Raw genomic sequence first — 13,521 nt, 5'->3', positions numbered from 1 at the left:
ATAAATACAGGATTTCATTAAATCCGTTTCATTTTAGTCGGACAGTAGTGAAAAAATATTATAAAATCATTAAAAGCAGAAATAAAACTTGCACTGAACGTACAAGATTTATACCTAGCAAAATTCAAGACCCATGGATAAAAAATTAACGCTGAAATTAAAAGATCGTGTTATTGAGAGAGCTAAGGTATATGCACATAATCACAAAATAAGTCTCTCTAAAATGATTGAATCCTATCTGGACAGCCTTACAAAACAGGAGAAAGAAAAATCAAACCATTCAATTACCCCATTGGTTGAGAGTCTTAGCGGTGTGATTAATCTTCCAGCGGATCTCGATGATAAAAAAGAGTATCGTGATTACCTTGATGAGAAATACAAATAATTTCCCGATACCGATAAAAAACAGGAAAAACCACTACTATAGCAGGGCTAATGGAAAAACTTTTTGTTGACACCAACATCATAATTGATTTACTATCGCAAAGAGAACCATTTTATAAAGAGGCGGCAGTCTTATTTTCATTGGCAGATAAGAAAAAAATTCAAATAACAATTTCATCCCTGACAATAGCAAACACCAGTTATATATTATTGCGTCAAATGAATGCTGAGAAAGCAAAAACTGTTTTGAGAAAGCTTAAATTGTTTGTCAGAATACTCTTGCTGAATGATAAAATTGTAAGTTTGGCACTGAACGATGATACTTTCTCAGATTTCGAAGATGGACTTCAGTATTTTACAGCCATTGAGAATGAACAAGATTTAATAATTGCCAGAAACCTGAAGGACTTCAAAAATTCTAACCTCCCGGTTTTGACTGCCGGGCAGTACATTATAGCATTGTAACATGCTGATAAAAAGGAGGTTGCCCGGGAATTTCAATCCGTTAGTATTGAAGACGAGTTCCGGGGAAATAAATGGTTTCAGTCCTGTCAAAAATTTGAAAGAATGTCCCTACGAAATGGGGGGCTCTTTTCTCTTTGTCATTAAGGTGGCAGCAAACTCCCTCGAAATATAATTATCAAAAGACAAACAAACATTGGTAGAAAACTCAACAGCCTTTTCCACAATAGTTTTCCATCTTTCAACATCTCCCGAACCAGGCTTTTGCTCATTAAATCCGTAAGCCAATCCCGCATTAAAATTATCTCCGGCTCCAATTGTACTGATGGTCTTTATCTGCCGGGCTGCGACATGAAAACGGTGACCATCAATCAGTCCATACACACCATCACTATTGGAAGTAATGAGCCCAAAGGCATCAAAATCCTGAATTTTCAGCAACACCTCATCGATATCCAATCCAGGGAAAATATTCCGAAAATCTTCATCGCTTCCTCTTACCAGATGGGCCAATGAGAAGTTTTCTTCAATCAACGGAAGGTAAATATCTTTGTTATTAAGATGATTTTTCCTGAAATTGGGATCATAAATAAGAAAAGCTCCTTGTTCACGAGCTTTTTGGAGCAAAGGAACAACCTGCTTACGAAGCACAGGATTTACCGCAAAGAAAGAACCAAAAAGCAGGATATCACCGGGGCCAAATTCGGGCCCGACAATTTGAAAGCGTTCGTCGGGAAAATCTTTGTACACCTGGTAAGATGCATTATTGTTCTCATCCAGAAAAGCGAGGGCAACGGGTGTTTTGCCTGTGGAAAACCGATGAAGCCATGAAGTATCTACCTGATTCTCTTTCAGAAAACCCATAATCTGTTCACCAACCATATCGCGACCAATCTCACTAATCAATGCAACCTCCTGTCCTGCACGGGCCAGTGATACCAAAGCATTAAAAGCAGAACCACCCGGACGCGTAGCAACAGGCTTATTGTCCTTAAATATAATATCCAGAACTGTCTCTCCCAATCCGAAAATCCGTCCCATTCTACTACTCTTACTTTACAAGTTTGGAGATGGCTTTAAATTCATCAGTCCCTGAAACCCGGCACAATTCAAACAACAGTGATTCGTAACTGGTAATTATAATTCCTTCCTGAACCAATCGGGCCATTGCAATACGTTTATTATCAGGCCTTCTGGAACCCACACAATCTTCTACCACAACAGGATGATAACCACGCTCTTTCAAATCAAGTGCTGTTTGCAAAAGACAAATATGAGATTCGATACCGGCAAGCACCACAACTCGTTTGGAAGACAATTCCAATTTCTCCATGATGGCAGGGTCATCGCAGCAGCTAAAAGCAATTTTTTCGCTGTGTGGATATTCCATCACCAAAGCTGCCAATGAAGGGATGGTTTCTCCCAGGCCTTTTTTGTATTGTTCGGTAACGATAACAGGCACTTCTAATACCTGAAGGCCTTTCACCAAAATTTTAATATTTTCGGCCAACTGCTCATGTTCAAAGATATGCGGAAACAAACGTTCCTGAACATCCACAACCATAGCCAGTACATTGTCTCTTATTATTCTCATACGATATCCTGTTAAACTTTTACAAATCATTGATAATTAGTCCATTTCAAAAGCCGGTAAGCAGACCACAACTCACTCATAATAAAACTTTGAGTCATTGCGTCTCTGGGTTAAGATTTTTTAAACGGACTAATGCTCATAATCCAAACCTTTTAAATGCAGACAAATCAAGATTATCAAAACGTCCGAAAAATTCAAACAATTCTTCGGCAATTTTCTGTACTCCTCCGGGTTCATTTGATTCTATGTTAAGAGGCAGTACCGGGTCATGCAGAGACAAACGCAACAAAAACCAGCCGTCCTGCCCCTTGCCTGAACATTTCACTCTTACGCCCTCGTAATTTTCGGGGAGCAAGTCCCAATTGCTTTTATTTCCGGCCATAATTCCCACCTCAGCAATTATATCCGAACCGGTCTGAATAAAATCGGAAGAATTTATTCTTAACCGGATTTCACAACAATCAACAGGGTCAGGAAGATCTGCAATTAAATCGGTCAAACGCTTTCCTTTAGCTCTCATTGCAGCTAGAGTAGTAATCATCCTGGTGGCCAGATAGGCTCCGTCATCAAGAAAAAAATTATCTTTGAATGCAGCGTGCCCGGATGTTTCTATGGCCAGACATGATTCCTGACCAATACCGTTCAACCGCACTGCCTCATCAATCACATTCTTATAACCACGCTGGTACCTGTGATGTTTTCCACCAAGGCGTTCCCTAATAAACCATGACAACCCGTCGGAGGTAATGGAATCAGTAACAATCGTACTTCCCGGACGCTTCCTGAGCACTACCGCCGATGCGAGAGCTATCAGTGAATTCCGGTTGATTGGTCGCCCTGTATAATCAACCAGGGCAGAACGATCCACATCCATATCGAAAATAATACCCAAGTCTGAATTAGACTCCTTCACCTTACTGATAAGGGAATTCATGGCATTGGTGTCTTCCGGATTGGGGAAATGGTTGGGAAAGTTGCCATCAGGTTCCAGAAACTGGGATGCAGTAATATCGGCTCCCAAATGGGCCAGCACATCTGTAGCAAAAAATCCACCAGAACCATTTCCTGCATCAACTGTAATTTTCAACCCCTGAAGAGGAGTGTCAAAATGTTCCGGATGATTTACCTCTTTACGAATAACATCAGCCAGATGTGCAGAATAAACGGCCATAAAATCGTAATCCTCCACAGTCCCTTTTCTTCCTCCTGCTTTAAGATCCCCTTCAGCAAGATTCAGTATTTCAGTAATATTTGTTTTATCCAACCCTCCGGTAGAAGTAAAAAGTTTAAGCCCGTTTTTATGTTTGGGAGAATGACTTCCGGTAACCATAACAGCGGCGTCCACGGGCTTCTCTCCCAATATAGTGGACATAAACATGGCAGGAGTGGAAGCCAGTCCGAAATTAACCACTTCAGCGCCTTCATCACTCAGTCCTTTAATCAGAGAAGCCAAAAGTTCATGCCCCGATAAACGAGGGTCACGTCCCACCGAAATCCGTAATTTATTTTTCCCGGAGAAATAGGTTTGTAACCAAACAACGAAGGATCGGCCAAGTCTTTCTGCAATTTCAGGGGTAAAGTTCACCTCTTCTCCTTTTACCCCCTCAAGTGCAACTCCAAGAATATCGGAACCGTTATGTAGTTTTCTCCAATCAGTTTGTGACATGGTAATTAATGTTTTTTATTTTTTATCGAGCATGGCGGCCTGACGGGATTTATCGCCCAAATAACCACCATGGTGCCTCAATGCGTAATCATGATTATTGAACCCGATTTTCTTCATCAGCAAAACAACCAATACATCACCTATTACAGTCATTGTAGTGGTTGATGTAGTTGGCGTATGGCCCAGGGCACACACCTCAGGCGGATTCCCGGTAAACAAGCACGCTGATGCGGCCTCTGCAAGCAACGACTTTTCATTTCCGGTGATGACAATAAATGGAATATCCGGTCTAAGGCCTTTGGCGAGGTCAATTAACTCAACTATTTCACGTGTTTTTCCGGAATTGGAAATTAAAAGCATCACGTCATTTTCCTGCACCACACCCAGATCGCCATGTTGCGCTTCACTTGGATGCAAAAAAACAGCAGGGGTTCCGGTACTGCTAAAAGTCGTAGCCATGTTATTGGCAATCTGCCCTGCTTTACCCATTCCGCTGGTAATCAGCTTGCCTTTACGGTGGTGGACATACTCAAACAGCAAATCAACTGCCTTTTCAAATTCTTTAGTCACAGGGATTTCTGCAACTGCCCGGGATTCAGCTTCCAATAAAGCCTGGATTTCCTTCTCTATCATTATTCTTTTTTAAAAATGGTTCTTCTTTTCATAGAAAGCAATCGTGTTTGCAAAGTGCAAATTAATAAAAATATGCCCAAACGGCTTATTGAATAAGAATTCTATTTTTGGTATTGTCGTGAAATAACCTAACATGGACAAGCAAAAACGAAATAAGTTCTATAAATAATTCAGCACAGTAAATGCTTAATTGTTTTGGCTCATCACAAATATGGTTACCTATTTTAATTTTTTGTTTGTTCAAAGAAAACATTACTAACAATCACGAACTTATACGACACCTTCAGCGTCGACATTTTATATTATGGGAAAGCTATAAACATACGAGCCCTTCAGGCTCAGTTTCCATCAAATAAAAAGGCATGACCCCGATGTGGATCAAATATTTATAGCTGTAATGTATCCATGAGAACCGCCCCCCATAGTGGGTCGTACCAGTTAGATGTTTTTGTTAGTTTTTCGCATGGTTTTTCAATATGATCTTTTGTACGTATCTATTTAGGAACGCTTTATTGTGATGAACCATTTTTTTATTTTGTCCAAATAAGAATTAGCGGGAAAAACTAATTGCTGCTCAATTAGTTTTTCGTTGTCCACGAATTACACAAATACTAGAGATTGGTGCCTAAATAAATCCTTTCAACAACTGACAGAAAAGGAATTCGAAACTACCTTTATTCCAGATAAATCATTTTTCTTGTCCGGGGCAACACCTCACCTATCACTTTTGTCTGGGGATATTTTCCTGTCGCTTCCAAATCAGCCAAAACAGCATCCAGTTTCTCCGGAGGCACGCACATCAGCAATCCGCCGGATGTTTGCGCATCAGCCGCCAGCATTTTCAGATGAGGCTCCACCAATTTGTTCACATGCAACGAAGGAAGCACAAAATCCAGATTTCGAAACGAAGCACCCGGCAAACAACCGTCATTGGCCAGTTCTGCTGCCTGGTCAATGATGGGCAAATCGCGGCTTCGAATCGCCAGACTCACGTTGCTTGCTTCGGACATTTTCAGAGCATGTCCCAGCAATCCAAATCCTGTAACATCTGTAGCGCAGGCAATGCCATGCTTAATCATGACCTCAGCGCCCCACTTATTCAGCAACTTCATCTGCTCAAGACCTTTTCTGTATGCATCTTCACGCACCATTTGTAATCGCTGAGCCGCTACCAGAACACCAATACCAACCGGCTTGGTTAATACCAGTAAATCGCCCGGTTTTGCCGCAGCATTGGTAATCAACTTATCGGGATGCACCGTTCCCACCACAGCTAATCCGTACTTTGGCGGATGGTCCTCGATGGTGTGTCCACCCATCACAAGAGCTCCGGCTTCTTTTATTTTGCTGTGTCCTCCCTGCAGAATTTGTTCAAAAGCGCTCAAAGGCATTTCTGCCGATGAAAACATCAGCAAATTCAGGGACAACAAAGGAGTACCTCCCATTGCATAAACATCACTTAACGCATTGGAAGCAGCTATTTCACCAAACTCAAAAGGGTCGGAGCAGATGGGCGGAAAAAAATCGGTGGTGAAAATAAGAGCGGTTTCATCGTTCAATCGGTAAACCCCGGCATCATCATGCGTATCAATATCCACCATGATGTTGGGATGCTGCATCTGCGGAAGCTTTGATAAGATTCCGGCAAGTTCTCCAGGCGGCAGTTTTGCTGAGCAACCACCATACTCCACTGTCTTTAACAAATCAATTTTCTGCTCACTCATTTTCACCTCTCTTATATAATTCAAAAGTTATCTCTTCCTCCTTCAGGGCCTCTGTACAGGTTTTCAAATCATTTCCTGACACCACCAGACACATTCCACATTCTGAGGATATGTCTTCGGGAACAGGAACAACCCGGGTTACTATTCCTTTTGCTTTACAAATTCGATCGGCTTTCATCACTCTATGCACATTTGGAAAAAGCAAAAGAGGTTCTTCAGACATAATTCTTATCATCAAATATCATTTTAAGCGCATCACCAAGACTCACTAAGTCATCCTTTGTATGATATAGAGACGGTGCAAACCGGGCAGTGCCATGGGGGAAAGTCTCCAGATATCGATGAGCCAGTGGTGCACAATGAAGACCGGAGCGAATTTCAATCTCAAAACGGTCGTACAATCGACTTGCAATGGCAGAGGGAGTCAGGTTTTCATGCACAAGAGAAAAAACATGCCCCCTGTTGGATGGTTCCCTTGCGGTAAGCACCCTTACCCCGGGAATATTTTGTAATTGCTCAATCAATTCCTCCAAATCAGATGTTTTCCATCCACATTCAGTCCGGTTTCTCAAAGCGGCCAAAAGACCGGCAAGACCTACAGTATTATGCGTTCCGGCTTCAAATTTATCCGGGGCAAACAGAGGCATTTCAAAACTTTCCGACCGGCTTCCTGTCCCTCCATAAAACAGGGGAGTTAACAATTCCGTATCACGTACAAAAAAGCCACCAGTTCCGGGAGAACCCATGAGTCCCTTGTGACCAGTAAATGCAATAAAATCAACCCCCCAATTATCTCCTTCAAAAGGTACATTTCCGAGCGACTGGGTCGCATCAATCATCAACGGAAGGTCACCAATGAAATTTCGTACTTTTTCCAACGGTTGAATCACTCCGTTAACATTACTTTCGTGATTAATTATCACCAGTTGCGTTCGCTCAGTTACCATGGACGAAATCATCTCCGGAATAATAGTTCCATCTTTCGCAGCCGGAATAATCTTCCAGTTAACATTTCGGGTTTCTTTGAGATGTTCCAACGGCCGCATCACTGCATTGTGTTCAAGGGGAGAGACCAACACTTCGCAATCGCGCAAATCAAGTCCGAAAAGAATGGTATTTATAGCCTGTGTTGCATTTTGGGTAAAAGCTATATTCCCGGATTCTGTCACCCCCAACACATCTGCCAATTCATTTCTGCACTCTTCAATCATAGCAGAAGTCTGGTAAACCCGCTGATAGGCAGCACGGCCATAAGTGCCTCCTGTTTTTAGCAGAAAATCCGCCATAGCATGAGCTACCTCAGGGGACTTGGGCCAACTGGTACTTGCATTGTCGAAATATGTATTGGAAAACTGGGGCATTAAATAATTTAAAGATAAACGACTTTATCCGTTTCAGCAAGAATCGTGGCGATCTGGTACATATTACTGATGCGCCCCACTCCTATCTGTTCTTTCATCTGATAGTAATCAACACAAGTACCACACACCAGCACACTGACGTCTTTATCTTCCAGTTCGCCCAAAGCAGCAGCGGTATCAGTATCTTTTAGTGCCAATTTCACGCCGCCATTGTACATGATAATATGAGTGGGCAATTTTTCCATCTCCTTGAGCGCATTAAAGTAACCCCGTATAAGCAAATCCCCAAGGTCTTCATCACCCTCACCCATGCGACAGCTTCTGGCTACCACTATGTAATTGTCTGTTGCTCCGGATTGCTGTGGAACAGTGCAATAATCTTCCGGATTGCTCTCTGTTTCCTGTGCAGGTTCTAATGGCTTGGTTACCTCAATATAATATATGCCCTCTTTTTTATCAACCACAGGGGTTGTCCCCAGGTCTTCCAGAAAACTCATGAGATTTTGGTATGAAGTCTCATTGTCAGAGACAACCAGCATTTTCTCTCCTTCATTTATCTCTCTCAGTCCGTTGCGGGCCATGATTAATGGTTCCGGACAGAGACGCCCTTTAGTATCTATTGTGTACATACTTAAATTCTTTAATTAGTTTTTCGGCCACTTTTGCCGGCTCATCTTTGGCCTCTTCCAGAACCAGCATTGGTTTATTTCTTTTGGCCAATGATTTGGAGTAACCTTTATCGTAATATTTCAATGTTATGTCTGCAACTGTATGATAATCGCTTTTTTCAAGCGCATTTAATGCCTCCTTTGTCCTGTCGCCCCCCAGTCTTTTCTGTATTTTAAGAACCGAGTGCACAAGTAATTCTTTGTCAAAACAGCCGTAATCCCTTACAAGTCTTTCCACTCTCAGGCTTCGGTCAATATTGTACATCACAAGGGGCGCCTGCATCAACATTTCAAACAGATTATCAGGTATATAAACCTTTCCGATACTATGGCTTTCACCTTCAACCCAAATAATTCTTTCGGGATTAAATCGCCGAAACCGGGCGTGAATTTCGTTCTCAAAATGCTCGGAAGTAGGCTGTTCGGCCTCTCCCAAAGCACCAAAGGCTGAACCCTTATGATTTGCCAGCCCTTCCAAATCCAGCATCTGTTCTCCCTGTTTCTCCAATTCTTTCAACACCTCTGTTTTTCCGCCACCGGTAGGTCCACCAATTACGATAAAACGCCATTTTTGCTCCTCCAACATCTTTCGGAACGATGCCCTGTAGGCCTTGTAGCCACCCTCCAGCACAGTGGCTCTTAACCCCACTGTCCTAAAAAGCCAGGCCATACTTCCACTACGCATTCCGCCGCGCCAGCAATGTACCAACACTTTGTCAGCCACAGCAAGGCGATTGGCTTCACGAGCAAAATCAGCCATTTTGGGCCCCACAAATTCCAGGCCTTTCAATACCGCTGAATTGCGACCATGTTTTTTATAAAGCGTTCCTACCACAGCCCTTTCATCATTCGAAAAAATTGGCATGTTAATGGAACCGGGAATATGGCCCTGAGCAAACTCCGCGGGAGTTCGTACATCAATAATAGGATATCTTTCCGCTTCTTTCAGAAAAAATTCCGGAGAAAGAGCTGAAAGTTCCAGTTCATTGTTATTCTCAAAATTCAAATATTCAGAATCATTATTATTCACCATCAATAGTTCTAAAAAAAAACTAAATGCCGAGCTACGAATCCTAAAGGACGTAATTCATAACAACGAAACCCGGGTTACCCCCTCTGCCGCGGCTCCGCAGCTCAATTTGTTTTTTTGAATCCTTATAACCGTTCAGTCACCACTCCGTGGTTTTTTAAACTAAAAATTATTTATTCACAAGACAAGAAACCCAGAGCCCTGAACTCAAAACCCAAAACCTAAAGCGTAACACTCCAGCTATCATCCATTTGATTTCTCCAGTCGCTGTATTTTTCCTGCCCACCACGAACTTTCCAGTCACTGTCGATAGTCAAACGGGAGCTGATACCTCCACGAGGATTACAAACCATTACAATCCGGATTCTGTCGGGATTGTAAACTTCTACCAGGTGGTCGTAGAAGATGTTTATAAGGCGCTCGTAAGAAACCGTGATATTCCGGAGTGCCTGCACATACATTTTCAATGACTTGAGTTCAATGATTCGATCGATTGGATAAAAAGTAATGTAAACGTCCGCAAAATCAGGCTGGTCTTTTACTCCCAAAAATGTAAATTCAGGAATTTTCACCTTTATTTCATAGGCCTGTTTGGTGGGGTTGGGCAAAGATTTCAATATGCTTTTATCGATATCTTTGTAAGTTAAAACTTTGTCAGCCATTTCAACAATCTATTTAGTAAACTATTAATTATTTCTGAAGAAAAAGTTTCCCTGTCTGAGCCGTGGTGGTTAACAACCACCAGGAACCCAGAAACAGAGCATAAGATGATAATAAAATCGCAACAAAGTTAACAATTTAAGAGAAACAAAAAGATTAGTGAATCTTAATGGATTCACATATCTTTGCGCGAAAACCAGAAAAGTAAAACAAGTGGGACGTTCAAGAAGAAACAAGCCATTGCTCGAGCGATTGGTCATTAGCGATGTAGCAGCCGAAGGAAAAGCACTGGGCAAAGTCAATGATACGGTAGTATTTGTACCATTGGCAGCACCCGGAGATATTGTCGATGTTCAGGTAACAAAAAAAAGAAAAAATTATTTTGAAGGCCGGCCGGTGAAATTTCATCACCTTTCGGAGATGCGTGCTGAACCATTTTGTGAACACTTCGGTGTCTGTGGTGGATGTAAATGGCAACATCTTCCCTATTCTGAACAGGTAAAATTTAAACAACGCGAGGTGCTTAGCAACTTGCAACGCATTGGCAAGGTCCAACTTCCCGAGATCAGCCCCATACTGGCTTCTCCTCAAGAGCGGTTTTACCGTAACAAACTTGAATTTACCTTCTCCAATAAACGTTGGCTTTCGCCCGAAGAAATGGAATCAGAAGAAGTCATTAAAAATAAAAGCGGTCTGGGATTTCATATTCCCGGAATGTTTGACAAAGTAATTGATATTAGTGAGTGCCACCTTCAACGTCAGCCATCCAACGACATCAGGATGGCCATCCGCAATTTTGCACTTCAAAACAACTGGTCGTTTTTTGACCTCAGGGCTCAGGAAGGTTTTCTGCGAACCTTACTTATCCGCACCAGCTCCACCGGTGAAACTATGGTTATTGTAGTATTCTTTCATGAAGATGTGGAGAAACGAAACAACCTGTTTGACCACCTCCTGGAACGGTTTCCTGAAATAACGTCCTGGATGTATGTAATTAACGAAAAAAAGAACGATACCATTACAGACCAGGAAGTTATTCTTCAGCATGGACGTGACCATATTTTTGAAGAAATGGAGGGCCTGAAATTTAAAATCGGTCCCAAATCGTTTTACCAGACCAACTCACAACAAGCCTACAATCTCTATAAAGTAGCCAGAAACTTTGCAGGGCTCACCGGAAAAGAAACGGTGTACGACCTCTACACGGGAACGGGAACCATCGCCAACTTTGTGGCAAAGAATGCAAAAAAAGTAGTGGGGATCGAATATGTGCCTGAGGCCATTGATGATGCACACATTAACTCGGAAATCAACAATATTGAAAACACCCGGTTTTTTGCCGGCGATATGAAAGACCTTTTGAATCACAACCTTTTTGAGAAAGAAGGTTTTCCTGATGTTATCATTACCGACCCGCCACGTGCCGGAATGCACGAAGATGTGGTGCGCACCATCCTGAATACTGCCCCGGAGAAAATCGTTTATGTGAGTTGTAACTCAGCCACCCAGGCCAGAGACATCAGTATTCTTGATGCCAGGTACCGCGTCACAGCAATTCAACCCGTTGATATGTTTCCCCACACCCACCATGTGGAAAATGTAGCTTTGTTGGAAAGGAAATAACAAATCGTTGAACTTTTTAATGTGTTGTTGCGTTTTTCTGAAAAAAAGTATGATAGCGATATTGTCTCCTGCAAAGAAACTGGATTTTAAGAAAAACGTCCCCTCAGCTGAAAGAAGTAAAATTATTTTCTCCGGTGAAGCCTCCTCTCTGGTGGAGAAACTCAAAAAGTTTTCACCCGATGAACTGATGAACCTGATGAACATCAGTCGTCAACTGGGAGAACTCAACGCAGAGCGTTTTTTTCAATGGCACTGGCCCTTTGAAAGAAAGGAATCGCGGCAAGCTATTTATGCTTTCAACGGAGAAGCTTATAACGGATTGGATGCATATTCCCTGGACTCCAGGGATATAAACAGCTCACAAAAACAACTAAGAATCCTTTCGGGCCTATACGGAGTTCTTCGTCCTCTGGACATGATTATGCCTTACCGCCTGGAAATGGGCACCAAACTACCCAATGAAAAAGGGAATAACCTCTACAAATTCTGGGGAGACAAACTGACCACTCAGCTCAACGAAGATCTTCTGAAAGGAAATCATAAAGCCCTTGTAAATCTGGCCAGTGAGGAATATTTCAAAGCAATTGACCCCGAAAAAATCGTAAAACCAATTATCACTCCGATATTTAAGGAAAACAAAAATGGTCAATACAAAGTTATAAGTATCTATGCCAAAAAAGCACGTGGCATGATGGTTCGGTTTATCATTCAGAACAAACTTACAGAACCTGATGACTTAAAAGCGTTTGATGAAGACGGCTACCATTTCAACACCGGACTTTCACAAGGAAGTGAAATCGTATTCACCCGGCATTAAGTAATACCGAAGCCTCTGGTTATACAATCATCAGGAGTCAGATTATTATCATTTCAGCATATTTTTAATATGCGAATAAGTGACAAACCCATGTTTTTTTCTTAACTTTTGTAAAAATAAAAACTAAATTATTATGAGTGATACACAACATATTGAACGTTATGGAAATCTACTAAAGCAGGAAAACCTGAGAACCCTGGAAGACAAGACATGGCCCAACACCTTTGTTTTAGAGGCACCTGAACCATTTCCTGGGTTTTTCAACTATTACTCCGACCACCCGGTAGACAGCAAACCACTATATATTTACCTGGTTTTAAAAAGGCTATACACACTGGAAGAAATTACCCGTGCTACCCAGAATATCCAGAAATACTTTGATACTGACTTTAATGCGACCCCGGGTGTGGTAAATTTATACAACCGTCAGTTTGATGTTATCAGGGTTCGACATCTGAATAGCTTTTCCCAAATAACAGATTTACAGGCCGGTTACATGGATCAGGGAATTGAATTCAAGAGTAAGCCGAACAGAAAAGTGGAGGGCCCTGCAGTCATACGAATCAAAAAATTCTTTATTCTTGATGAGCCTGAACCGGGACTATTTTTTGATACCATCGAAAAAGACCACGGATACTTTTTGATTCCCCATCAACTCACGTGGAAACATTTTGAAGACATAACCCGGAAAGTTAAATTTAATTGGGAAAAACCATTTTTCGATGCGGCCATAGGCCACTTCCACGTAAAATTTGGCGTTCAGGATATGATTCGAATCTATTATCCGGAAATGAGTCTGGAATATCTAAGTGAAGTCAGAAAAAAATACCTGGAACGAATTAAATAGTTTCTGTCCATAAAGTACCACTTGCGTCGTTACGCTTGCCGCCAAAATACTC

Annotated in this window: 15 protein-coding genes; 5 read left to right on the top strand and 10 right to left on the bottom strand. The window is 41.9% G+C overall.

The genetic code is table 11. The annotated features are described in order from the left end of the window. Positions 1 to 133: 133 nt before the first annotated feature. Positions 134 to 385 carry a DUF6364 family protein gene (locus tag QZZ43_RS16780; RefSeq protein ID WP_291861746.1) on the top strand — a complete coding sequence of 84 codons (252 nt, stop codon included), beginning with the start codon at positions 134 to 136 and terminating at the stop codon, positions 383 to 385. A 50-nt stretch (positions 386 to 435) separates the two neighbouring features. Further along, entirely contained in the window at positions 436 to 849 is a 414-nt protein-coding gene (locus tag QZZ43_RS16775) for a PIN domain-containing protein (RefSeq protein ID WP_291861744.1), read from the top strand. Between the two features lie 108 nt (positions 850 to 957). Here the strand turns inward: QZZ43_RS16775 and QZZ43_RS16770 are convergent, their stop codons facing one another. The 10 genes from QZZ43_RS16770 to QZZ43_RS16725 all read right to left on the bottom strand — a co-directional run bounded on the left by QZZ43_RS16770 (position 958) and on the right by QZZ43_RS16725 (position 10,184). Next, a complete protein-coding gene (locus QZZ43_RS16770) occupies positions 958 to 1,887 on the bottom strand; it encodes a PfkB family carbohydrate kinase (RefSeq protein ID WP_291861742.1) in 930 nt (309 codons plus the stop codon). A gap of 10 nt (positions 1,888 to 1,897) precedes the next feature. After that, positions 1,898 to 2,440: a hydrolase gene (locus QZZ43_RS16765; RefSeq protein ID WP_291861740.1), complete on the bottom strand. Its 543-nt coding sequence runs from the start codon at positions 2,438 to 2,440 to the stop codon at positions 1,898 to 1,900. A gap of 136 nt (positions 2,441 to 2,576) precedes the next feature. After that, positions 2,577 to 4,106 carry a phosphoglucomutase gene (locus QZZ43_RS16760; protein ID WP_291861738.1) on the bottom strand — a complete coding sequence of 510 codons (1,530 nt, stop codon included), beginning with the start codon at positions 4,104 to 4,106 and terminating at the stop codon, positions 2,577 to 2,579. A gap of 15 nt (positions 4,107 to 4,121) precedes the next feature. Then, the gene (locus tag QZZ43_RS16755) at positions 4,122 to 4,739 is read right to left on the bottom strand and encodes an SIS domain-containing protein (RefSeq protein WP_291861736.1); all 618 of its coding nucleotides are present in this window, start codon (positions 4,737 to 4,739) and stop codon (positions 4,122 to 4,124) included. 674 nt (positions 4,740 to 5,413) lie between these two features. Next, complete coding sequence (selD, locus tag QZZ43_RS16750; RefSeq protein ID WP_291861734.1) at positions 5,414 to 6,463, bottom strand: selenide, water dikinase SelD; 1,050 nt, start codon at positions 6,461 to 6,463, stop codon at positions 5,414 to 5,416. Continuing rightward, positions 6,456 to 6,698: a DUF3343 domain-containing protein gene (locus tag QZZ43_RS16745; RefSeq protein ID WP_291861732.1), complete on the bottom strand. Its 243-nt coding sequence runs from the start codon at positions 6,696 to 6,698 to the stop codon at positions 6,456 to 6,458. The genes selD and QZZ43_RS16745 overlap by 8 nt, the downstream gene beginning before the upstream one ends. Continuing rightward, entirely contained in the window at positions 6,679 to 7,824 is a 1,146-nt protein-coding gene (locus tag QZZ43_RS16740) for an aminotransferase class V-fold PLP-dependent enzyme (RefSeq protein ID WP_291861730.1), read from the bottom strand. The genes QZZ43_RS16745 and QZZ43_RS16740 overlap by 20 nt, the downstream gene beginning before the upstream one ends. 8 nt (positions 7,825 to 7,832) lie before the next feature. Continuing rightward, positions 7,833 to 8,453, bottom strand: a complete 621-nt coding sequence (gene yedF / locus QZZ43_RS16735) for a sulfurtransferase-like selenium metabolism protein YedF (RefSeq protein WP_291861728.1) — start codon at positions 8,451 to 8,453, stop codon at positions 7,833 to 7,835. Then, entirely contained in the window at positions 8,434 to 9,525 is a 1,092-nt protein-coding gene (mnmH, locus tag QZZ43_RS16730; protein ID WP_291861726.1) for a tRNA 2-selenouridine(34) synthase MnmH, read from the bottom strand. The genes yedF and mnmH overlap by 20 nt, the downstream gene beginning before the upstream one ends. Before the next feature lie 218 nt (positions 9,526 to 9,743). Then, the gene (locus QZZ43_RS16725) at positions 9,744 to 10,184 is read right to left on the bottom strand and encodes a 7-cyano-7-deazaguanine reductase (protein WP_291861724.1); all 441 of its coding nucleotides are present in this window, start codon (positions 10,182 to 10,184) and stop codon (positions 9,744 to 9,746) included. A gap of 211 nt (positions 10,185 to 10,395) precedes the next feature. Between QZZ43_RS16725 and rlmD the strand changes: the two genes are divergently transcribed. The 3 genes from rlmD (at position 10,396) to QZZ43_RS16710 (ending at position 13,469) form a co-directional block, all read left to right on the top strand. Next, complete coding sequence (rlmD, locus tag QZZ43_RS16720) at positions 10,396 to 11,805, top strand: 23S rRNA (uracil(1939)-C(5))-methyltransferase RlmD (protein WP_291861722.1); 1,410 nt, start codon at positions 10,396 to 10,398, stop codon at positions 11,803 to 11,805. 49 nt (positions 11,806 to 11,854) lie between these two features. Next, positions 11,855 to 12,622, top strand: coding sequence for a peroxide stress protein YaaA (gene yaaA, locus QZZ43_RS16715; RefSeq protein ID WP_291861720.1), 768 nt, complete (start codon positions 11,855 to 11,857; stop codon positions 12,620 to 12,622). 133 nt (positions 12,623 to 12,755) lie between these two features. Beyond that, positions 12,756 to 13,469 carry a hypothetical protein gene (locus QZZ43_RS16710; RefSeq protein WP_291861718.1) on the top strand — a complete coding sequence of 238 codons (714 nt, stop codon included), beginning with the start codon at positions 12,756 to 12,758 and terminating at the stop codon, positions 13,467 to 13,469. Positions 13,470 to 13,521: the final 52 nt, after the last annotated feature.

It is taken from the genome of Marinilabilia sp., assembly GCF_016278715.1.
In the GTDB taxonomy this organism is placed as follows: Bacteria; Bacteroidota; Bacteroidia; order Bacteroidales; family Marinilabiliaceae; genus Marinilabilia.
This window is presented reverse-complemented; position numbering and strand designations above follow the sequence as displayed.

Bases quoted from the DNA above. Each gene is read 5' to 3' on its own strand.
- QZZ43_RS16770 (WP_291861742.1), bottom strand. From the start codon at position 1,887: ATGGGACGGATTTTCGGATTGGGAGAGACAGTTCTGGATATTATATTT.
- QZZ43_RS16745 (WP_291861732.1), bottom strand. From the start codon at position 6,698: ATGATAAGAATTATGTCTGAAGAACCTCTTTTGCTTTTTCCAAATGTG.
- QZZ43_RS16725 (WP_291861724.1), bottom strand. From the start codon at position 10,184: ATGGCTGACAAAGTTTTAACTTACAAAGATATCGATAAAAGCATATTG.
- QZZ43_RS16740 (WP_291861730.1), bottom strand. From the start codon at position 7,824: ATGCCCCAGTTTTCCAATACATATTTCGACAATGCAAGTACCAGTTGG.
- QZZ43_RS16775 (WP_291861744.1), top strand. From the start codon at position 436: ATGGAAAAACTTTTTGTTGACACCAACATCATAATTGATTTACTATCG.
- yedF (WP_291861728.1), bottom strand. From the start codon at position 8,453: ATGTACACAATAGATACTAAAGGGCGTCTCTGTCCGGAACCATTAATC.
- selD (WP_291861734.1), bottom strand. From the start codon at position 6,463: ATGAGTGAGCAGAAAATTGATTTGTTAAAGACAGTGGAGTATGGTGGT.
- QZZ43_RS16765 (WP_291861740.1), bottom strand. From the start codon at position 2,440: ATGAGAATAATAAGAGACAATGTACTGGCTATGGTTGTGGATGTTCAG.
- yaaA (WP_291861720.1), top strand. From the start codon at position 11,855: ATGATAGCGATATTGTCTCCTGCAAAGAAACTGGATTTTAAGAAAAAC.
- QZZ43_RS16780 (WP_291861746.1), top strand. From the start codon at position 134: ATGGATAAAAAATTAACGCTGAAATTAAAAGATCGTGTTATTGAGAGA.
- mnmH (WP_291861726.1), bottom strand. From the start codon at position 9,525: ATGGTGAATAATAATGATTCTGAATATTTGAATTTTGAGAATAACAAT.
- QZZ43_RS16755 (WP_291861736.1), bottom strand. From the start codon at position 4,739: ATGATAGAGAAGGAAATCCAGGCTTTATTGGAAGCTGAATCCCGGGCA.
- QZZ43_RS16760 (WP_291861738.1), bottom strand. From the start codon at position 4,106: ATGTCACAAACTGATTGGAGAAAACTACATAACGGTTCCGATATTCTT.
- QZZ43_RS16710 (WP_291861718.1), top strand. From the start codon at position 12,756: ATGAGTGATACACAACATATTGAACGTTATGGAAATCTACTAAAGCAG.